The organism is Kitasatospora sp. NBC_00374 (assembly GCF_041434935.1).
GTDB lineage: Bacteria > Actinomycetota > Actinomycetes > Streptomycetales > Streptomycetaceae > Kitasatospora.
The window spans coordinates 5,842,116-5,862,285 of the sequence record NZ_CP107964.1 but is presented as its reverse complement, the minus strand read 5'-3'; the positions used below and the strand labels follow the sequence as shown (position 1 = coordinate 5,862,285).

Genomic DNA, 20,170 nt, shown 5'->3' with positions numbered 1-20,170 from the left:
CGGTGCCGCCCGGCTTCCCGGGCTCACCCCGTCGGGGGAGTTCCCGGCATCGGTGCTGACGGGCGACATCGGCCGTCATGGCGTCTCCTGGGGTGCGCCGACCGGGCCCTGATCGACACGGCCGGTCTCCACACTGTCGTCAATGATCTCGCCGGTGGCGGTGTTCACCGCAAATGTGGCAGGTGTACGGGAGGACAACGCTGCCGCAACAGTCTCCGCGGTGCGGCGTCCGATGCCCGGGACCTCGCACAACTCGTCCACGGTGGCCGCGCGCAGCCGCTTCAGCGAACCGAAGTGCTTGAGCAGGGCCTGGCGGCGAGTCTCTCCAAGGCCGGGGACGGAGTCCAGCTCCCCCGCCGTGAGCCGCTTGGACCGCTTGGTGCGCTGGTAGCGGATGGCGAAGCGGTGCGCCTCGTCGCGCACCCGCTGGAGCAGATAGAGGCCCTCGCTGGTGCGCGGCAGCACCACCGGGTCGTCCTGGCCGGGCAGCCACACCTCCTCCAGCCGCTTGGCCAGCCCGCAGAGCGCGACGTCGTCGATGCCCAGCTCGTCCAGGGCCCGCCGGGCCGCGGCGACCTGCGGCTGGCCGCCGTCGACCACCAGCAGCTGCGGCGGGTAGGCGAACCGGCGCGGGCGGCCGTTCTCCTCGGTCGGGCCGGTGGGCTCGGCCGGGCCCTCGTCGTCGGCCTCGGGCACGGCCCACTCCCCGGTCTGCTCGCGCTCCTGGAGGTAGCGGCGGAACCGGCGGGTGATCACCTCGTGCATCGAGCGGACGTCGTCCTGCCCGGCGAAGCTCTTGATCTGGAAGCGGCGGTACTCGCTCTTGCGGGCCAGGCCGTCCTCGAAGACCACCATCGAGGCGACCACGTCCTCGCCCTGCAGGTGCGAGATGTCGAAGCACTCGATCCGCAGCGGGACGGAGTCCAGCTCCAGCGCGTCGGCGATCTCCTGGAGGGCGCGGCTGCGGGTGGTGAGGTCGCCCGCCCGCTTGGTCTTGTGCAGCGCCAGGGCCTGCTGGGCGTTGCGGTCGACGGTGGCCATCAGGTCCTTCTTGTCACCGCGCTGCGGCACCCGCAGGTCCACCTGGCCGCCGCGCAGGCCGCACAGCCACTCACGGACCGGCCCGGCCGGCTCGGGCAGCGCCGGGACGAGGACCTCGCGCGGGACGGGCTCGGTGCCGGAGCCGTACAGCTGCTGGAGGGCGTGCTCGACCAGGGCCGGGGTGTCGACGTCCTCGACCTTGTCGGTGACCCAGCCGCGCTGGCCGCGGACCCGGCCGCCGCGGACGTGGAAGATCTGCACGGCCGCCTCCAGCTCGTCCTCGGCGAGGGCGAGCAGGTCGGCGTCGGTGCCGTCGGCGAGGACCACCGCGTTCTTCTCCATCGCGCGCCTGAGCGCGCCGATGTCGTCGCGCAGGCGGGCCGCCCGCTCGTACTCCATCTCCTCGGCCGCCTCCTGCATCTGCTGTTCCAGCCGGCGCAGGAACCCGCCGGTGCGGCCGGCCATGAACTCGCAGAACTCCTCGGCCAGCGCCTGGTGTTCGGCCGCCGAGACCTTGCCGACGCAGGGCGCGGCGCACTTGCCGATGTAGCCGAGCAGACAGGGCCGGCCGACCTGCCGGGCGCGCTTGAAGACACCGTTGGAGCAGGTACGGACCGGGAAGACCCGCAGCAGCAGGTCGACCGTCTCACGGATCGCCCAGGCGTGACCGTACGGACCGAAGTAGCGCACGCCCTTCTTGTGCGCCCCGCGCATCACCTGCACGCGGGGGAACTCCTCGTTCAGCGTGACCGCGAGCTCCGGATAGCTCTTGTCGTCGCGGTACTTGACGTTGAACCGGGGGTCGAACTCCTTGATCCAGGAGTACTCCAGCTGGAGCGCCTCGACCTCGGTGGCGACCACCGTCCACTCCACCGAGGCGGCGGTGGTGACCATGGTCGCGGTACGCGGGTGGAGGTTGGCGATCTCCTGGAAGTAGGAGGACAGCCGGGGCCGCAGGCTCTTCGCCTTGCCGACGTAGATGACCCGGCCGTGCGCGTCACGGAACTTGTACACCCCGGGTGAGACCGGGATCTCGCCGGGCGCCGGACGGTAGGTGGACGGGTCAGCCATGGCATTCACCCTACCGATTGGCGGTGACAGCCCGCGGGCTGATCCACTCCTCGGTCGGCGACGGCTCTCCGCTCCGCCGGCCGGCGGCTCAGTCCGGGACGCCGCCGCGGTGCAGCAGATCGGCGCCGAGCGGGGTCAGGGTGTGCAGGACGGCTCCGCCGCGGCGGCGGGTGGTGATCAGGTTGGCGTCGCGCAGCACACCGGTGTGCTGGCTGGCGGCCGCGGGCGAGACCGCCAGGCGCCGGGCCAGCTCGGTGGTGGAGCAGCCCTCGGCCAGGATGCCCAGCGCCGCCGCCCTGGTCCGGCCCAGCAGGGCGGCCAGCGACCGGCCGCTCTCCGCGCCCGGTTCGGCCCACAGCCCGGCCGCGACCAGCGGATCGCGCAGGGTGGGGACGAGCAGGGTGGCCGGGGCGGTCCCGTCCGTCAGGTCGATCAGCAGCTCGGGGCCGCCCGGCAGGAAGACCGTCGGAGTGATCACCAGGCCGCGGCCGGCCGGGTGGTGGTCGAGGTCCTTGTAGAAACGGACCTCCAGGACCGGCGAGCGCCAGCGCACCACCCCGGGGCAGAGCGTCTCCAGCAGCCGTTCGACCCCGCTGTCCAGCAGGGTGCGGGCCCAGTCGGCGCGTACGGCGTCGAGGTGGGCGCGCATCCGGCCCCAGTGCGGGGCGATCAGCTCCCGGTAGCCGGCGTGCAGGGAGTCCGCCAGCAGGCGGCGGGCCGTCAGGTCCCCGGCGGCCAGCTCGGCCAGCCACCGGGGGTCCGCGCGCGGCGCCTCGATGTGCGCCAGCTCCGCCCGCAGGAGCCGGTCCGGGACGCCGAGCAGGGTCTCCAGCCCCGCCTCCACGGACGGGTCGCTGCCCGCCAGCCCGGTGACGTCCAGCCAGGGGCCTGGCCCCAGCAGCGACCGCACCGGGCCGCCGGCCGTGCTCAACCGCTCGGGCAGCCGCCGGCGCCACGGCCGGTAGGGCAGCCCCGAGCCGCAGTTGGCGAGCAGTTGGAGGCTGTGGAAGGTCTCGGTGAGCGGCCCCGCGGTGGCCGAGAACCTGGTCCGGATCAGGTCGTCGGCGGTGAAGTGGATCCGTAACACGCTCGCCCTCCCCAAGGCGCCCCGGGCCTCGTGTCCCCGGCGCTGCGGGCCATTCTCACCGGCCCCGCAAACCCCGTCCAGCAGGGGCTTTAAGGCACCGCCGAAAGGGCTGGGCGACGCGGTCCGCGCAGCCCAGACTTGGCCGTGTCGACGCCGGACGACGCCACCGGCCGCGGCGCCCGCCACGGGGGTGCGGGCGCCGCGGCCGGACCGTCGGAACGCGTCAGGACGGGGTGACCTGGAGCTTGCCGTCCTGCACCGTGACCGGGTAGGACGGCAGCGGGGTCGGCGCCGGGCCGTCCGCGACGGCGCCGTCGGCGATGGCGAACTTGCTGCCGTGACACGGGCAGAGGATCTGACCGGCCTTCACCTGGTCGACCACGCAGCCCGCGTGGGTGCACTTGGCGCTGAACGCCTTGTACTGGCCGGCCTCGGGCTGGGTGACCACGATCTTCTGCTCGCGGTAGACCTTGCCGCCGCCGACCGGCACCGCCTCCGCGGCGCCCAGGTCGACCGGGGCGGCCGAGGCCTTCGCGCCGTCGGACGAGGAGGCACACCCCGCGACGGCGACGGTGCCGCCGGAGGCGGCCAGCACGGCGGCTGCGCCGCACAGGAGGGTGCGGCGGGAGGGGGCGGGCCTGTCGTTGGCCTCGGGCATCGGGGCACTCCGAATGTCGGCGGGGTCTGGTTCCGCGGCAGTCTATGCCCGGCTCCCGAACGGCCCGCCCCGGGCCGACCAGGCCGGGGCGGGACCGTACCGGGCCGCTACTTCTCGGCCGCCGCCGCCCGCTTGCGGGCCGGCTTGGCCGCCGCCTTCGCGGGCGCCTTGGCCGCCGCCTTCGCGGTGGTGCTCCTCGTCCGGGCCTTGGGCGCCTTGGCCTCGCCCTTGACCGCCGCCGCGGCCTCGGTGGGGAGGTCGCCCAGGATGTCGCGGAGGAACTTGCCGGTGTGGCTCTCCGGGACGGTGGCGATCTCCTCGGGCGTACCCTCGCAGACCACGCTGCCGCCGCCGCTGCCGCCCTCCGGGCCCATGTCCACGACCCAGTCCGCCGTCTTGATCACGTCGAGGTTGTGCTCGATGACGATGACGGTGTTGCCCTTCTCCACCAGCCCGTCGAGCACCTTGATCAGCTTGCTGATGTCCTCAAAGTGCAGGCCGGTGGTGGGCTCGTCCAGCACGTAGACCGTCCGGCCGGTGGAACGCTTCTGCAGCTCCGAGGCGAGCTTGACGCGCTGCGCCTCACCGCCGGACAGGGTCGGCGCGGACTGGCCGAGCCGAACGTAGCCGAGGCCCACGTCGTGCAGGGTGCGCAGGTGGCGGGCGATCGCCGGGACGGCCTCGAAGAAGGTGACCGCCTCCTCGATCGGCATGTCCAGCACCTCGGCGATGGACTTGCCCTTGTAGTGCACCTCCAGGGTCTCCCGGTTGTACCGGGCACCGTGGCAGACCTCGCACGGGACGTAGACGTCCGGCAGGAAGTTCATCTCGATCTTGATGGTGCCGTCGCCCGAGCAGTTCTCGCAGCGGCCGCCCTTGACGTTGAAGGAGAACCGGCCGGGCAGGTAGCCGCGGACCTTGGCCTCCTGGGTCTCCGCGAACAGCCGCCGGACGTGGTCGAAGACGCCGGTGTAGGTGGCCGGGTTGGAGCGCGGGGTGCGGCCGATCGGCGACTGGTCGACGTGCACCACCTTGTCCACCAGGTCCGTCCCGGTGATCCGGGTGTGCCGGCCGGGGACGCTGCGCGCACCGTTCAGCTCGCGGGCGAGGTGGGTGTAGAGGATGTCGTTGACCAGCGTCGACTTGCCGGAGCCGGAGACACCCGTGACGGCCGTGAAGGTGCCGAGCGGGAAGCCGACCGTGACGTCCTTCAGGTTGTGCTCGCGGGCGCCGTGCACCGTGATCCGGCGCTTCTTGTCCTGCGGCCGGCGGGCGGCCGGGATCGGGATGGCGCGCTTGCCGGAGAGGTACTGGCCGGTCAGCGACTCGCTGTTCTTCAGCAGGTCCTTGAGCGAGCCCGAGTGCACCACCTTGCCGCCGTGCTCGCCGGCGCCCGGGCCGATGTCGACCACCCAGTCGGCGGTCTTGATGGTGTCCTCGTCGTGCTCGACGACGATCAGGGTGTTGCCGATGTCCCGCAGCCGGACCAGGGTCTCGATCAGGCGGTGGTTGTCCCGCTGGTGCAGGCCGATCGAGGGCTCGTCCAGCACGTACAGCACACCGACCAGGCCGGAGCCGATCTGGGTGGCGAGCCGGATCCGCTGGGCCTCACCACCGGACAGCGTGCCGGCCGCGCGGTTGAGCGAGAGGTAGTCCAGGCCGACGTCGACCAGGAAGCGCAGCCGCTCGTTGACCTCCTTGAGCACCCGCTCGGCGATCTGCTTGTCCCGCGCCGTCAGCCGCATCGCGCCGAGGAACTCCGCGCAGTCACTGATCGACATCGCGGCGACGTCGGCGATCGACCTGTCCTGCACCGTCACGGCGAGGACCACCGGCTTGAGGCGGGTGCCGGAGCAGGCCGGGCACGGCACCTCGCGCATGTAGCCCTCGAAGCGCTCGCGGCTGGAGTCGCTCTCCGACTCCGAGTGGCGGCGGGTGACGAACGGGACGGCACCCTCGAACGAGGTGGTGTACGAGCGGTCCCGCCCGTAGCGGTTGCGGTAGCGGACCTCGACCTGGGTCTTGTGGCCGTACAGCAGCGCCTTCCTGGCCCGGGCGGGCAGCCCGGCCCAGGGGAGGTCGGTGCGGAAGCCGAGCTCACCGGCGAGCGCGTCCACCAGGCGCTGGAAGTACTCCTTGGTGTGGCCCTGGGACCACGGGTGGATGGCGCCCTCGTCGAGCGACTTCTCCTCGTCGGGGACGATGAGCTCCGGGTCGACCTCCATCCGGTTGCCCAGGCCCGAGCACTCGGGGCAGGCGCCGAACGGCGAGTTGAAGGAGAACGAGCGCGGCTCCAGCTCCTCGAAGGAGACGTCGTCGTACGGACAGTAGAGGTGTTCGGAGAACATCCGCTCGCGCTCGGGGTCGTCCTCCGGGAGGTCGACGAAGTCGAGCACCACCATGCCGCCGGAGAGCTTCAGCGCGGTCTCGACCGAGTCGGTCAGCCGGCGCTTGGCGCTCTCCTTGACGGTGAGGCGGTCGATGACCACCTCGATGGTGTGCTTCTCCTGCTTCTTCAGCGTCGGCGGCTCGGTCAGCTGGACGGTCGCGCCGTCCACCCGGGCGCGGGCGTAGCCCTTGGACTGGAGATCCGCGAACAGGTCGACGAACTCGCCCTTGCGCTCCCGGACCACCGGGCTGAGCACCTGGAAACGCGTCCCCTCGGCGAGCTCCAGCACCCGGTCGACGATGGCCTGCGGGGACTGCCGGGCGATCGGGCGGCTGCAGTGCGGGCAGTGCGGCTTGCCGATCCGGGCGAACAGCAGGCGGAGGTAGTCGTAGACCTCGGTGATGGTGCCGACCGTCGAGCGCGGGTTGCGGCTGGTGGACTTCTGGTCGATCGAGACCGCCGGGGACAGGCCCTCGATGAAGTCCACGTCGGGCTTGTCCATCTGCCCCAGGAACTGCCGGGCGTACGAGGACAGCGACTCGACGTAGCGGCGCTGACCCTCGGCGAAGATCGTGTCGAAGGCCAGCGAGGACTTGCCGGACCCGGAGAGGCCCGTGAAGACGATGAGGGAGTCGCGGGGCAGGTCCAGCGAGACGTTCTTGAGGTTGTGCTCGCGAGCACCGCGGACGATGAGGCGGTCGGCCACTGCTTCTGGCGCCTTTCTCCGGGGAGAGGTGTTTGGTGTCCCCTCCGGGGAGACCAACGTGCGAGATGGGCTGTTTCTTCCAGCTTGCCGCAGGCAGCCTACTAGCTCAGGCGTTCGATTATCGAGCCAGTCAAGCCCAGTCCACCCGAACGAGTGACGGCCCCGCCCGGCGCCCGTCGCCGACCTCACCGAAGTCGCCTGCTCAGCGGCCGTTTCGGGAGTAGCGTCACCAACGTCAACGACCGACCGCCCACCCGGGCAACGCCGGAAACCGGCCAAACGACTCACCGATCGACGCACCACACGGAGGCCGACACCCCCATGACCGAGACGACCGCCGCCCGGACCGCCGCCGACACCCTGCGCCTCGTCGAGGAGAGCGCCGAGCAGCTGTTCCACACCGTCGCCGAGCTGAAGCCCGAGGCCGTCCGGGAGCCGTCCGCCCTGCCCGGCTGGACCCGCGGGCACGTCCTGGCCCACCTATCGCGCAACGCGGACTCCCTGGTCAACCTGCTGGAGACGGCCCGCACCGGCGTGGACATCCCCCAGTACGCGAGCCCCGAGGCCCGCGAGCAGGGCATCCTGGACGGCGCCGGCCGGCCGCTCGACGAGCAGGTCGAGGACCTGCGCCGCAGCCACGAACGCCTCCTCGCGGTCGCCGCCCGGCTGCCCGACGCGGCCTGGCAGGTACAGCTGCGGCACCGGTCCGGCTACCTGTTCCCGGCCCACGAGCTGCCCTGGAAGCGGCTGGCGGAGCTCGAGTACCACCATGTCGACCTGGACGCCGGGTACACCCCCGCGCACTGGCCGGAAGTCTTCGCCACCGCCGAGTTCCTGCGGCTGGCCGATCACTTCCGGGGCACCGAGGGCCTGCCCCCGCTCACCCTGACCGCCGACGACGCCGCCCTGCGCGCACGGCTCGGCGCGACCGAGGCCGGGCCGGAGCTCACCGTCGAGGGGCCGGTACGGGCGCTCACCGGCTGGCTCTCCGGCCGCGCGGACGGCGACGGCCTGCAGGTCCACCGCGACGGCGGCCAGCTGGCCGACGCGCGCGCCGCCCTGCCGCAGCTTCCGGCGATGGGCTGAGCGGGGCATGATCATGATGCGGACGACCGGCACCAGACGACCGGGACTATGCGAATGACCGGCAATCGGACACAAGGAGCGGCGTGATGGCGTACCACGGAGCGGTCAAGGTCGGCGGCCCGCCGGACGTGCGGGAACTGGCCCACCTCATCATCAGCAAGGTCGCCGTCGGCCCCTACGACAACAACGCCTACCTGCTGCGCTGCCGGGCCACCGACGCCCAGCTGTTGATCGACGCGGCGGCGGACGCCCCGGTGCTGCTGGAGACGGTCGGCGAGCAGCTGGACACCGTCGTCACCACCCACCGCCACCAGGACCACTGGGCCGCCCTCGCCGAGGTGGTGGCCGCCACCGGCGCCCGCACCGCGGCCGGGCGGATCGACGCCGAGGGCATCGACGTCCCCACCGACCTGCTGCTGGAGGACGGCGAGGTGCTGCGGTTCGGCCAGATCGAGCTGACCGTACGCCACCTGGTCGGGCACACCCCGGGCGCGATCGTGCTCGTCTACGACGACCCGCAGGGGCACCCGCACGTCTTCACCGGCGACTGCCTCTTCCCCGGCGGTGTCGGGAACACCTGGAAGGACCCGGAGGCGTTCGCCTCCCTCTTCCGCGACGTCAACGAGAAGATCTTCGACGTCCTCCCGGACGAGGCCTGGGTCTACCCCGGCCACGGCAACGACACCACCCTGGGCGCCGAGCGCCCGCACCTCGCGGAGTGGCGCGAGCGCGGCTGGTAGCCCGCCGGACGCCACGCCGACGGGGCCCGCAGCCACGCGCAGGGGCCCGCGACCGGACGAACCGGTCGCGGGCCCCTGTGCGGTGGGCGGGTCAGGCGTCGAGCTTCTCCGGCTCGCGCTCGCGCTCCTGCTGCCGCCTGGAGGAGATCAGGCTGGCCATGGTGGTCACGGCGAGCACCGCCACGATGAAGCCGAGCGAGAGCGGGATGCCGATCTCGGGCACGTGCACGCCGCTCTCGTGCAGGGCGTGCAGCACCAGCTTCACGCCGATGAAGCCGAGGATCACCGACAGGCCGTAGGACAGGTAGACCAGCTTCTTCAGCAGGCCGCCGATCAGGAAGTACAGCTGCCGCAGGCCCATCAGGGCGAAGGCGTTGGCGGTGAAGACGATGTACGGGTCCTGGGTCAGGCCGAAGATCGCGGGGATCGAGTCCAGCGCGAACAGGACGTCGGTGGTGCCGATCGCGAGCATCACGATCAGCATCGGCGTCATCAGCCGACGGCCGTTCTCCCGGATGAAGAGCTTGGTGCCGTGGTACTTGTCGGTCGAAGGGAAGTGCCGCTCGATGGTCTTGAGCAGGCGGTTCTCCTCGAACTCCTCGTCCTCCTCGCCGGCCCGGGCGTCCTGGATCAGCTTCCAGGCGGTCCAGATCAGGAAGGCGCCGAAGATGTAGAAGACCCAGGAGAACGTGGTGACCAGGGCCGCGCCGCCGGCGATGAAGATCGCGCGAAGCACCAGGGCGATGATCACACCGACCATCAGCACACGCTGCTGGTAGATCCGCGGCACCGCGAACTTGCTCATGATCAGGATGAAGACGAAGAGGTTGTCGACGCTCAGCGACTTCTCGGTGATGTAGCCCGCGAAGAACTCGCCGGCCGGCTGCGAGCCGCCGTACCACCACAGGAAGCCGCCGAACGCCATGGCGAGGGCGACCCAGACGGCCGTCCAGATTCCGGCTTCCTTGATCGAAACCTCGTGCGGTTTACGGCCGCCGATGAAGAAGTCGGCCATGATCAGGGCGATCAGAACCCCGATCGTGCCGGCCCACAATGCTACGGAAACGTCCACTTGCTGCTCCTCCGGCAGGTCGGCGGGACACACGTCGTCTGCCGGAGGTCTCTTCCGCCCTGCGCGCTCGTCCACGGAGCGCGCGGACCAGTGGCCCGGGCCGCCGGAAGGACCGGCGGCCGTGATGACGGACGCACTGCGATGGGAGTACTCCCCTCCGCGTCCGTCCACCGTACCAAAAATCACCAAGAGAAGGTAAAGAGATCCCCTCTCAAGGTAAAGCTGCGGCTTCCGGCTGCCCGACGACAGTACCGAGCGGGCACAGCGAAACCCCACCTGACCTGCACGAATGCCGGAGGGGGGCGCCTCAGCGGGCGGGGCGGCCGGTGCCCGCGATCCGGTCCAGCAGCTCGGGCAGCGCGGGGCTGCCGGGCGCCGGGGCCGCCGGGGTGTACGTCCACAGGTGCTCGACCCACGGGTCGGCCAGGTACTCCTGGGGCACCGGGGCCATCCTGGTCAGGCCGCGCCAGAACGGGTCGAGTACCGGGCCGTACGCCGCGGCCTCGGCCCGGTCCGCCACCACCAGCAGGTGGACGCCGACCGCCGGGCCCTCCTCGGCGAGGTAGCGGAGCTTGGCGACGGTGCCGTCGTCGAAGCCGTACGGGAAGTCGTGCACCAGCAGCAGCCGGTCGGCCGGGTCGATGTGCGGCGGCAGCGCGTCGGCGGCCCCGGCCCGGCGGGCCATCTGGACCAGGTCCACCCGCTCCACCAGGGAGGTCAGCAGGGCGGCGACGCCGGCTGCGGCGGAGGCCGGCGGGCCGGCCAGCAGGCCGGCCCGGACGAACGGGGCGAGCGCGGCCCCGGCGGCGCCGCCCGGGTCGATCACGTGCAGCAGCAGACCGCCCGGCGGGTGGCAGGCGAGCAGCCGGGCCGCGGTGGCGGTGGCCAGCGCGCCGGCGAGGGCCTTCAGTTCGGCGGCGTCGACGGGCACCTCGCCCGCGAACTCCGGCGAGGACCCGCTGTCCACCCACAGGCCTCGGCCGAGCGGCAGCCGCAGCAGCAGCGGGACCTTCAGGCCGGGGTTCTCCGGGAGGTGGAGGTCCCCGATCCGCAGGCCGAACGGCGGCTCGGCGGGCGGCTGCCAGGACGCCCAGGAGGGGTTGTCCCAGCGGGCCATCGGGGCGGGCATGGCCTCCTCGACGACCTTCACCTCGGCGAGCAGCTGGCCGGTGTCGCGGTCGAGCACCTCCCGGGCGCGGGACTCCAGGTCGTCGCGGCGGGCTCTGGCCTGCATCCGTCCGAGTTCGGCGTCGGCGCCGAAGCGGCTGCGCGGATCGGCGAGCAGGGCCTCGATCTCCTGGTCCTGGCGGTGGTCGGCGTACTCCACGGCGGACCGGTAGGCGGCGGCGGAGCGCGCGGCGTCCTCGAAGATGCCCCAGACCTGGTTGTACAGCCGCTCGTCCATCGTCCAGCCGGCCGCGTCACCGGCCACCGGCGCCTCGGGCCCGGTCGGCGGTGACGGCGGTGCGCTCGGCGCCGCGGCGGGCGGCGGGGTCGTGCCGGGAGCCGGACGACGCGGGTGGGCGATGTTCAGCGGCACACCCGGGGCCGGCGTGGCGGCCGGCGTGGCAGCGGGAGTCGTGGCGGGCCCGGCCGGAGCGGGACGGGCCGCGGCCGAGGGCACGAGGGCGGCCGCGAGGGTGGCCGCCTCGACCACGCCGTGGTCGCGCAGCATCGCCTCGGCGCCGCCCGCGTACCCCTGGCCGACCGCCCGGACCTTCCAGATCCCGCCCCGGAGGTACAGCTCCAGGGCGGTCACCGCGGTCTCGGTGGTCAGCCCGGAGAGGGTGAAGGTGGCGATGTCCGCGCCGTCCGGCCCGGCGACCGCCGTGAACGGCGCGGCCGCCGATCCGAAGGTGCCGCTGCCGGGCGGCAGGACGAGTGCGATCAGGAGTCGTTCCACGCCCGGGGGCAGTGCGCCGAGGTCGACGGTGATCTCCGGTCGGTCCGCGCCGGCAAGCAGCCGGACGCCGGGGAGCTCGGGCGCACCCGGGTGCACGACGTGCTCCGGGCCGCGGACCCGGCCGTCGGCATCGGCGAGCAGGACCGCCACGGCCTGCGGGCCGGCCGCCGAGACCCTGACGTTCAGCCCGGTGTGCGGCAGCGGGTGGTTCTGCCCCCGCACCAGCTCGGCGGCCATGGTGCTGTTCCTCTCCCCCTCGACGTGCGCTCGCTCTGCGGGGCCCCGCGCGGGGCCGGCCGGCTCAGAGGAAAGGCGCGATGTCGGGGAGCATGTCCTGGAAGGTACGGGCCTTGGCGGGGGCGCCGATGGCGGTCATCTGCCAGCCGGAGCCGTCCCGGACGACCTTGGCCATGATCTGGCCGGTGTGCGCGCCGCCGCCGGCGAGCTCGTAGCGGGCCAGCTCCTTGCCGTTGGTCTCGTCGACCAGGCGGCAGTGCGCGTTCTCGACCTCCTGGAAGGTCTGCCCGGTGTAGGAGCTGACGGTGAAGACGATCTGGGTGATGTGCACGGGCACGCGTGCGAGGTCGACCAGGATCGACTCGTCGTCGCCGCCGGCGCCGACGCCGCCGACCACGTTGTCACCGGTGTGCCGGACCGAGCCGTCGTTGCTCACCAGGTGCTGGAAGAACACGACGTCGGAGGGCGTCTTCTCGGCGTAGAGCAGGGCGGAGGCGTCGAGGTCGACCTCCTTGGTGCGGCGGCCGAACAGGCCCCGACGGGCGGCGGCCTTCCAGCCGAGACCCATGCGAACGACGGTCAGCGACTCACCGGTGGACTTCTGGAGGCTGACGCTCTGGCCCTTTGCCAGGTTCACCGACACGGTGCTGTCCTCTCTTGGATGGCCCCGGTGCCGTTGACCGGTCGAGGCCCGTACGGGCGGGGCGCAAGCCCCCCGGGCCTCACCTTATGGCCTGACGGGCCGTCGCCGGCTTCGGATTATTGCTTTGTGGCGCTCCTGAGACAAACCGCCCCGGACCTGCCGGGGCGGCCCGCCGGGCCGAAAGCGTCAGGCGATGCCGGCCTCCCGCATCTGGCGCAGTTCCTTCTTCAGCTCGCGGATCTCGTCCCGCAGCCGGGCCGCCACCTCGAACTGGAGCTCGGCGGCGGCGGTGTGCATACGGTCGGTCATCTCCTGGATCAGCTCGGCCAGCTCGGCGGCGGGCAGGCTCTTGGCCGGCTTGCGGCCGGCGCCCAGGGCCGGCACCGGGGCCTTGCCCTTGCCCTGGCTGCGGTAGCCGGTGGCGAGCAGTTCCTCGGTGTCCACGTCCTCGCGGGACAGCGTCGCCAGGATGTCGCCGATCTTCTTGCGCAGCGGCTGCGGGTCGATGCCGTTGGCCGTGTTGTACGCCTGCTGGACCTCGCGGCGGCGGTTGGTCTCGGAGATCGCCAGCTCCATCGCCGGGGTGATCCTGTCGGCGTACATGTGGACCTGGCCGGAGACGTTCCGGGCCGCGCGGCCGATGGTCTGGATCAGTGAGGTGCCGGAGCGCAGGAAGCCCTCCTTGTCCGCGTCCAGGATCGAGACCAGGGAGACCTCGGGGAGGTCGAGCCCCTCCCGGAGCAGGTTGATGCCGACCAGCACGTCGTACTCGCCGGCCCGCAGCTCGCGCAGCAGCTCGACCCGGCGCAGGGTGTCGATGTCGCTGTGCAGGTAGCGGACCCGGATGTCCAGGCCGAGCAGGTAGTCGGTGAGGTCCTCGGACATCTTCTTGGTCAGGGTGGTGACCAGGACCCGCTCGTCCTTCTCGACCCGGGTGCGGATCTCGTGCACCAGGTCGTCGATCTGACCCTCGGTCGGCTTGACGATCACCTCGGGGTCGATCAGGCCGGTGGGGCGGATGATCTGCTCGACGGCGCCGTCGCCGCGCGCCAGCTCGTACTTGCCGGGGGTGGCCGAGAGGTAGACCGTCTGCCCGATCCGCTCCAGGAACTCCTCCCACTTCAGCGGGCGGTTGTCCATCGCGGAGGGCAGCCGGAAGCCGTGCTCCACCAGGGTGCGCTTGCGTGAGGCGTCGCCCTCGTACATCGCGCCGATCTGCGGGACGGTCACGTGCGACTCGTCGATCACCAGGAGGAAGTCCTCCGGGAAGTAGTCGAGCAGGGTGTTCGGCGGGGAGCCGGGCTCGCGGCCGTCGAAGTGCATGGAGTAGTTCTCCACGCCGGAGCAGCTGCCGATCTGGCGGAGCATCTCGAGGTCGTAGGTGGTCCGCATGCGCAGCCGCTGGGCCTCCAGCAGCTTGCCCTGCTTCTCCATCCTGGCGAGGGTGGTCTCCAGCTCCTTCTCGATGTCGTTGACCGCGCGCTCCATCCGCTCCGGGCCGGCGACGTAGTGCGAGGCGGGGAAGACGTAGGTGGAGTCGTCCTGGCTGATGATCTCGCCGGTGAGCGGGTGCAGGGTGTAGAGCGCCTCGATCTCGTCGCCGAACATCTCGATCCGGACGGCGAGCTCCTCGTAGACCGGGAAGATCTCGACGGTGTCGCCGCGGACCCGGAAGGTGCCGCGGGTGAAGGCCAGGTCGTTGCGGGTGTACTGGATGTCGACGAAGCGCCGCAGCAGCGCGTCCCGGTCGACCTCCTCGCCGACCCTGAGCCGCACCATCCGGTCCACGTACTCCTGCGGCGTGCCGAGGCCGTAGATGCAGGAGACCGAGGCGACCACGACCACGTCGCGGCGGGTGAGCAGCGAGTTGGTGGCGGAGTGGCGCAGCCGCTCCACCTCCTCGTTGATCGAGGAGTCCTTCTCGATGTAGGTGTCCGTCTGCGGGACGTAGGCCTCGGGCTGGTAGTAGTCGTAGTACGAGACGAAGTACTCGACCGCGTTGTTCGGCAGCAGCTCGCGGAACTCGTTGGCCAGCTGGGCGGCCAGGGTCTTGTTCGGGGCCATCACCAGGGTGGGCCGCTGGAGCTTCTCGATCATCCAGGCGGTGGTCGCCGACTTGCCGGTGCCGGTGGCACCGAGCAGGACGACGTCCTTCTCACCCGCGCGGATCCGGCGCTCCAGCTCGGCGATGGCCGCCGGCTGGTCTCCGTTGGGCTGGTAGGGGCTGACGACCTCGAAGGGCGCCACGGACCGCTCGATACTCGTGATGGGACGCACGACACCACCGTACGACCCGCCACCGACAATCCGGGCGGGGTTCGCCCCGGGCGGCCCCCAGCCCGGGCCGTCGGTTGAGTACGGGGGCTCAGGTGCCCGGCGCCGGCGGGCGGGACCATGGGGTGCCACCGTCGCACCGACCCCGGGACAGCCCATGCTCAGCACCGTCGCCCGCACCGTGGTCCCGGCTCTCGGCCGGCTGCGGGTCAGCACCGCCGAGGGCGGTTCGATCGCGCCGGGCAGCATCGTCGCGGCCAACCACTCCGCGCTGGTCGACCCGGGGGTGGTGCTGGCCGCCGTGGGCCGGCTCGGGGTGCAGCCGGTGGTACTGGCGACGGCGGGGCTGTGGCGGATACCGGTGCTGCGCGGGGCGCTGGTGCGCGGGGGTCACATCCCGGTGCACCGGGGCAGCGAACGGGCGGCCGAGTCGCTGGAGGCCGCCGCGGCGGCGCTGGCGGCCGGCCGGGTGGTGGTGATCTACCCCGAGGGCCGGCTCCCCCGCCGGGTGGACGCCGGGGAGAGCGCGCCCGGCCCGTTCCGTACCGGCCTGGCCCGGCTGGCGGCCGCGACCGGCGCCCCGGTGGTCCCGGTCGGACAGGCGGGCGCCCGGCGGATCAGCTCGGGGTCGGCCGCCAAGCAGCTCGCCGGGCTGGCGACGGCGCCGCTGCGCCGGCCGGCCCTCCATGTGCACGTCGGCGCGCCGGTACGGCTGACCGGCGACACCGCGGCGGCCACCGCGCAGGCGTACGCGGCGGTGTCGGCCGCCTGGCGGACGGCGGCCGGGCAGGCCGGGCTGCTGGAGCCGGCCGGGGCGGGCAGGCCGGCGGAGGCCGGTTGACGGAGGGGTCAGTCCTCGGCGGACAGCGCCAGGATCTCGTCCTCGGGGAGCTCGACGTACGTCTGGCCCTCCACCTCGACCTCCGATCCGGCGAAGCCCGGGAAGACGACCACCTGGCCGACCTTGACGTCCAGGGGGTGGGGCTTGCCGCCCTCCAGGGGCCGGCCGGGGCCGACCGCGACGACCTGGCCGCGGCGGGTGTCGGCGCCACCCGGGCCGGCGCCCTCGATCGGCTTGACGATCAGGCGGTCGTGCTTCGGCTGGAAGTCGGGCATGACGGGTCCTCTCGGGTCGGCGACCGCGGGGCCGTCGGGCGGCCCCGCATGTCGATTCTGCCGGGGTTCCCCGTTCGTGCACGGTGAGGCCCGCGGCGGGAGGAGCCGGGCGGGCCGTCAGTCCTTCGCGCTGTCGCGGGCCAGCGCGACCAGGCGGGAGATCGCCCGGAGGTACTTCTTGCGGTAGCCGCCGCGCAGCAGCTCGTCCGGGAAGACCCGGTCGAACGGGAGGCCGGAGGCGGTGATCGGCAGCTCCCGGTCGTACATCCGGTCGGCGAGGACGACCAGGCGCAGCGCCGTGGACTGGTCGTCGACCTGGCGCACGCCGCGCAGGAACACCGACCCGACCTCGTCCAGCAGGGCGCCGTAGCGGCTGGGGTGCACCTCCTTGAGGTGCTCCAGCAGGGTGTCGAAGTCGTCCAGCACCGCGCCGGGGGCCCGGCCGGCCCGCTCGGTGACCTCGGCGTCGGAGTAGGGCGGCGGGGCCGCGGGCAGGCCGCGGTGGCGGTAGTCCTGGCCGTCGATCCGCAGCGGGCGGAAGTGCGCCGACAGGCCCTGGATCTCGCGCAGGAAGTCGGTGGCGGCGAACCGGCCCTCGCCGAGCTTCTCGGGCAGGGTGTTGGAGGTGGCGGCGAGCTTCACACCGTTCTCGACCAGCCGGCCGAGCAGGGTGGAGACCAGGACGGTGTCGCCCGGATCGTCCAGCTCGAACTCGTCGATGCACAGCAGGCGGTGGCCGGAGAGGGTCTCGACGGCGCCCTTGAAGGTGAGCGCACCGACCAGGTTGGTCAGCTCCACGAAGGTGCCGAAGGCCTTGGGGCCGGGAGTGGCGTGCCAGAGCGAGGCGAGCAGGTGCGTCTTGCCGACGCCGTAGCCGCCGTCCAGGTAGATGCCGGCCGGGCCGGTGGGGACGGGGGCCGAGCGGCGGAACCAGCTGCGCTTCGGGGCGCCGCCGGCCGCGCCGTTGAGCCCGGCGGCGAACTGCTCCAGGACCTGCACGGCCTCGTACTGGCTGGGCTGGGTGCTGTCCGGAAGGTAGCTGCCGAAGCTGACTCCGGTGAAGCGCGGCGGCGGGACCATCTCGGCGACCAGGCGCTCGGCGGACACGACGGGGCGGCGGTCGGCGAGCGCGCGCGGGAGGGTCACGGCTATCGCTTCGGCGGTCTCGGGGTGAGGGGCAGCAGACACGTGGAAAGGGTACGCCCCCCGCGGTGGGCCCCTGCCGGGGCGCGGGAGTGGAAGACTCGACGGCATGCAGCAGCTGATCAATCCCCTGCCCGGACCGGTGGACGACCCGTGGTCGCTGGAGTCGCTGGCCGAGGTGTACGCGTACCCGGAGCAGGTCCGGCGGGGCCGGGCCTGGCTGCGGGCCAACATGGTGTCGGGCCTGGACGGCGCCGCCCGGCTGGACGGACTGTCGGAGGGCCTGTCCGGCGCCGCCGACAAGCGGATCTTCGGGGTGCTGCGGGCCCTGTCCGACGTGGTGCTGGTGGGCGCGCAGACGGTCCGGGCCGAGGGCTACCGGCCGGCCCGGGCCCGGGCGGAGTTCGCGGCGGCGCGCGAGGCGGCCGGGCAGCGGCCGGCTCCGGTGATCGCGATCGTCTCGCGCGGTCTCGACCTGGACCTGTCGACTCCGCTGTTCACCGCACCGCTGGTCCGTACGGTGGTGGTGACCTGCGAGGACTCCCCCGCCGAGGCCCGTCGGGCGGTGGCGGCGGCGGCCGACCTGGTGGTGGCCGGCAAGGATTCGGTGGACCTGCCCGCGGCGCTGGCGGAGCTGGCCTCCCGCGGCTGGACCAGGCAGCTGACGGAGGGCGGCCCCCGGCTGCTGGGGCAGCTGGCGGCGGCCGGGCTGGTGGACGAGCTCTGCCTGTCGCTGGCGCCGCTGCTCTCCGGCGGCGGGTCGCCGCGCATCCTGGAGGGCCCGTCGATGCCGGCCGCCCAGCCGATGCGGCTGGTCTCGCTGCTGGAGCAGCAGGGGTTCCTGTTCACCCGCTACCTGCGGTCGGACGGCTCCGGGGGCGGTTCCCGGTGACGCCCGCCAGCCCGTGGCCCATGTGGCGCGTGAGCAGCGTGAGGAAAGCTTCCTCCGGGCAGTATGAGAAGGGACACCGGACCCGGGGGCCTGTGACAGCGAAGGGACTCACGTGTTCAAGACCGTACTGATGATCGAAAAGGCGCTCTCCGACGCCGATGTGGAGCTGGTCACCACGCTCCACGGCGAGGAGAAGGTCTCGTTCGTCGTCGTGATGCAGCCGCGCGGACGCCAGGACGAGCTGCTCCGCGCCCTCGACGACGTGGCCCTCGGTCACCTCGACAAGGCGGTGCACGAGCACGACGAGCACACCGACAGCCCCACTCTTGCGAGCGAATCCCTGGAGCACAGCCTGCGCCATCTCCAACGCGCCGGGGCGGAGGCCACCGGCATCGTGATCGAGGAGAAGCCGCTGGAACGCCTGCGCGACGTGGTCGAACAGAACCGCGCCGACGAGGTCCTGGTCCTCACCTCCCCGCACTTCGTCGAGGAGTTCTTCCACCGGGACTGGGCCTCGCAGGCCCGCCACAAGGTCGGCGTCCCGGTCCTGAAGCTGTTCGCCCGCGACTCCTAGAGGGTGCCGCCCGGTAGTGCAGAATCGTCCTTGCGGAACCCTCCGCGAGGACGATTCGCCGTCCTGCCCCCGGCCGCCCCTGCCGCAGCCCGCCGCACCCGAGTACGGAGCACTCTCTTGAACGACGCCGCCCACGACCTGCACGCCCCGCACTTCATCGGTATCGGCGGCGCCGGCATGTCCGGCCTGGCGAAGATCCTCGCGGTGCGCGGTGCCAAGGTGTCCGGCAGCGACTCCAAGGAGTCCGAGACGGTGCTGGCGCTGCGCGCCCTCGGCGCCGAGGTCCACGTCGGCCACGCCGCCGAGAACGTCCCCGCCGGCACCAGCAGCATCGTCGTCTCCAGCGCGATCCGCGCCGACAACCCGGAGCTGGCCGCCGCCCGCGAGCGCGGCATCCCGGTGGTGCACCGCTCCGACGCGCTGGCCGCGCTGATGGGCGGCCGCCGCGCCCTCGCGGTGGCCGGCACCCACGGCAAGACCACCACCACGAGCATGCTCGCGGTCAGCCTCGGCGAGCTCGGCCTCGACCCCTCGTACGCGATCGGCGGCGACCTCGACGCGCCCGGCTCCAACGCCCACCACGGCACCGGCGAGATCTTCGTCGCCGAGGCCGACGAGAGCGACCGCAGCTTCCACAAGTACGCGCCCGAGGTGGCGATCGTGCTCAACGTGGAGCTGGACCACCATGCCAACTACGCCTCGATGGACGAGATCTACGAGTCCTTCGAGACCTTCGTCGGGCGGATCGTCCCCGGCGGCACCCTGGTGGTCTCCGCCGACCACCCGGGCGCCCGCGAGCTGACCGCCCGGGTCGCCGGCCGACCGGAGCTGAACATCGTCACCGTCGGCGCCGCCGAGGACGCCGACCTCCGGGTGGTCTCCGTCGCCGCCCGCGGGATGACCAGCGAGGTCACCGTCGAACTGGACGGCGCCGAGCTCGTCTTCACCGTCTCCGTGCCCGGCCGGCACTACGCGCACAACGCCGTCTCGGCGCTGGCCGCCGGCATCGCGCTGGGCGTGCCGGCCGCCGATCTGGCCAAGGCCATCGGCAGCTACACCGGGGTCCGCCGGCGCCTGCAGCTCAAGGGCGAGGCCGCCGGCGTCCAGGTGATCGACTCCTACGCGCACCACCCTACCGAGATGGCCGCCGACCTGGAGGCGATCCGCGAGGCCGCCGACGGCCGGGTCCTGGTGGTCTTCCAGCCGCACCTGTTCAGCCGCACCCAGCAGCTGGCCGAGGAGATGGGCCGGGCACTGGCGCTGGCCGACGGCTCGGTGGTGCTCGACATCTACCCGGCCCGCGAGGACCCGATCCCCGGCGTGACCAGCGAGCTGATCATCGACGCGGCCCGCCGGGCCGGCGCCGAGGTCACCGCGGAGCACTCCTTCGCGGCCGCCCCCGCGCTGCTCGCCGGGCTCGCCCGTCCCGGTGACCTGGTGCTCACCATGGGCGCCGGCGACGTCACCAACCTGGGCCCCGAAATTCTGGCGGCCCTCGGCGGCGTTGCACCGAGGGACTGACACCAGCCGAGCCGGGG

Annotated in this window: 16 protein-coding genes; 6 read left to right on the top strand and 10 right to left on the bottom strand. The window is 72.6% G+C overall.

Going from position 1 to position 20,170, the window contains the following annotated elements:
• Positions 1 to 75: 75 nt before the first annotated feature.
• The 4 genes from uvrC to uvrA form a co-directional block, all read right to left on the bottom strand.
• Positions 76 to 2,112, bottom strand: coding sequence for an excinuclease ABC subunit UvrC (gene uvrC / locus OG871_RS26165; RefSeq protein WP_371499831.1), 2,037 nt, complete (start codon positions 2,110 to 2,112; stop codon positions 76 to 78).
• Positions 2,113 to 2,200: 88 nt separating this feature from the next.
• Positions 2,201 to 3,199 (bottom strand): ArsR/SmtB family transcription factor, encoded by a 999-nt coding sequence (locus OG871_RS26160; protein ID WP_371499829.1) that lies wholly within the window; start codon positions 3,197 to 3,199, stop codon positions 2,201 to 2,203.
• Between the two features lie 223 nt (positions 3,200 to 3,422).
• Positions 3,423 to 3,857, bottom strand: coding sequence for a Rieske 2Fe-2S domain-containing protein (locus tag OG871_RS26155; protein WP_371499828.1), 435 nt, complete (start codon positions 3,855 to 3,857; stop codon positions 3,423 to 3,425).
• Between the two features lie 107 nt (positions 3,858 to 3,964).
• The gene (gene uvrA, locus OG871_RS26150) at positions 3,965 to 6,952 is read right to left on the bottom strand and encodes an excinuclease ABC subunit UvrA (protein WP_371499826.1); all 2,988 of its coding nucleotides are present in this window, start codon (positions 6,950 to 6,952) and stop codon (positions 3,965 to 3,967) included.
• Between the two features lie 321 nt (positions 6,953 to 7,273).
• Here uvrA and OG871_RS26145 point away from each other — a divergent pair, with 321 nt between their 5' ends.
• On the top strand, positions 7,274 to 8,038 hold the full coding sequence (locus tag OG871_RS26145; RefSeq protein WP_371499824.1) for a maleylpyruvate isomerase family mycothiol-dependent enzyme: 765 nt from the start codon (positions 7,274 to 7,276) through the stop codon (positions 8,036 to 8,038).
• Between the two features lie 86 nt (positions 8,039 to 8,124).
• Positions 8,125 to 8,778, top strand: a complete 654-nt coding sequence (locus tag OG871_RS26140; RefSeq protein ID WP_371499823.1) for an MBL fold metallo-hydrolase — start codon at positions 8,125 to 8,127, stop codon at positions 8,776 to 8,778.
• 91 nt (positions 8,779 to 8,869) lie between these two features.
• On the opposite strand, the gene OG871_RS26135 is transcribed toward OG871_RS26140, so the two are convergent.
• From OG871_RS26135 to uvrB, 4 genes are all read right to left on the bottom strand, one after another.
• Positions 8,870 to 9,850, bottom strand: a complete 981-nt coding sequence (locus OG871_RS26135; protein ID WP_371499821.1) for a TerC family protein — start codon at positions 9,848 to 9,850, stop codon at positions 8,870 to 8,872.
• A 307-nt stretch (positions 9,851 to 10,157) separates the two neighbouring features.
• Positions 10,158 to 11,990 (bottom strand): TerD family protein, encoded by a 1,833-nt coding sequence (locus OG871_RS26130; protein WP_371499819.1) that lies wholly within the window; start codon positions 11,988 to 11,990, stop codon positions 10,158 to 10,160.
• A gap of 64 nt (positions 11,991 to 12,054) precedes the next feature.
• Positions 12,055 to 12,633 (bottom strand): TerD family protein, encoded by a 579-nt coding sequence (locus OG871_RS26125; RefSeq protein ID WP_371499817.1) that lies wholly within the window; start codon positions 12,631 to 12,633, stop codon positions 12,055 to 12,057.
• A gap of 186 nt (positions 12,634 to 12,819) precedes the next feature.
• Positions 12,820 to 14,910, bottom strand: a complete 2,091-nt coding sequence (uvrB, locus tag OG871_RS26120) for an excinuclease ABC subunit UvrB (protein ID WP_371499815.1) — start codon at positions 14,908 to 14,910, stop codon at positions 12,820 to 12,822.
• Positions 14,911 to 15,064: 154 nt separating this feature from the next.
• On the opposite strand from uvrB, the gene OG871_RS26115 reads away from it, so the two are divergent.
• Positions 15,065 to 15,748 carry a lysophospholipid acyltransferase family protein gene (locus OG871_RS26115; RefSeq protein ID WP_371499813.1) on the top strand — a complete coding sequence of 228 codons (684 nt, stop codon included), beginning with the start codon at positions 15,065 to 15,067 and terminating at the stop codon, positions 15,746 to 15,748.
• A gap of 8 nt (positions 15,749 to 15,756) precedes the next feature.
• Here OG871_RS26115 and OG871_RS26110 read toward each other — a convergent pair whose 3' ends face one another.
• Positions 15,757 to 16,023, bottom strand: a complete 267-nt coding sequence (locus OG871_RS26110; protein WP_371499811.1) for a hypothetical protein — start codon at positions 16,021 to 16,023, stop codon at positions 15,757 to 15,759.
• Positions 16,024 to 16,140: 117 nt separating this feature from the next.
• Positions 16,141 to 17,211 carry a cell division protein ZapE gene (gene zapE / locus OG871_RS26105; protein ID WP_371499809.1) on the bottom strand — a complete coding sequence of 357 codons (1,071 nt, stop codon included), beginning with the start codon at positions 17,209 to 17,211 and terminating at the stop codon, positions 16,141 to 16,143.
• Positions 17,212 to 17,275: 64 nt separating this feature from the next.
• Between zapE and OG871_RS26100 the strand changes: the two genes are divergently transcribed.
• The 3 genes from OG871_RS26100 (at position 17,276) to murC (ending at position 20,153) form a co-directional block, all read left to right on the top strand.
• Positions 17,276 to 18,058, top strand: a complete 783-nt coding sequence (locus tag OG871_RS26100) for a pyrimidine reductase family protein (protein ID WP_371499807.1) — start codon at positions 17,276 to 17,278, stop codon at positions 18,056 to 18,058.
• Between the two features lie 112 nt (positions 18,059 to 18,170).
• The gene (locus OG871_RS26095) at positions 18,171 to 18,632 is read left to right on the top strand and encodes an indole-3-glycerol phosphate synthase (protein WP_371499805.1); all 462 of its coding nucleotides are present in this window, start codon (positions 18,171 to 18,173) and stop codon (positions 18,630 to 18,632) included.
• 138 nt (positions 18,633 to 18,770) lie between these two features.
• Positions 18,771 to 20,153 (top strand): UDP-N-acetylmuramate--L-alanine ligase, encoded by a 1,383-nt coding sequence (gene murC, locus OG871_RS26090; RefSeq protein WP_371503428.1) that lies wholly within the window; start codon positions 18,771 to 18,773, stop codon positions 20,151 to 20,153.
• The last annotated feature ends 17 nt before the right edge of the window (positions 20,154 to 20,170 follow it).

What these genes read in the sequence shown, in the direction of transcription:
- uvrC (WP_371499831.1), bottom strand. Translation starts at nt 2,112, where the DNA reads ATGGCTGACCCGTCCACCTACCGTCCGGCGCCCGGCGAGATCCCGGTC.
- OG871_RS26155 (WP_371499828.1), bottom strand. Translation starts at nt 3,857, where the DNA reads ATGCCCGAGGCCAACGACAGGCCCGCCCCCTCCCGCCGCACCCTCCTG.
- OG871_RS26145 (WP_371499824.1), top strand. Translation starts at nt 7,274, where the DNA reads ATGACCGAGACGACCGCCGCCCGGACCGCCGCCGACACCCTGCGCCTC.
- OG871_RS26140 (WP_371499823.1), top strand. Translation starts at nt 8,125, where the DNA reads ATGGCGTACCACGGAGCGGTCAAGGTCGGCGGCCCGCCGGACGTGCGG.
- OG871_RS26130 (WP_371499819.1), bottom strand. Translation starts at nt 11,990, where the DNA reads ATGGCCGCCGAGCTGGTGCGGGGGCAGAACCACCCGCTGCCGCACACC.
- OG871_RS26115 (WP_371499813.1), top strand. Translation starts at nt 15,065, where the DNA reads ATGCTCAGCACCGTCGCCCGCACCGTGGTCCCGGCTCTCGGCCGGCTG.
- OG871_RS26110 (WP_371499811.1), bottom strand. Translation starts at nt 16,023, where the DNA reads ATGCCCGACTTCCAGCCGAAGCACGACCGCCTGATCGTCAAGCCGATC.
- OG871_RS26100 (WP_371499807.1), top strand. Translation starts at nt 17,276, where the DNA reads ATGCAGCAGCTGATCAATCCCCTGCCCGGACCGGTGGACGACCCGTGG.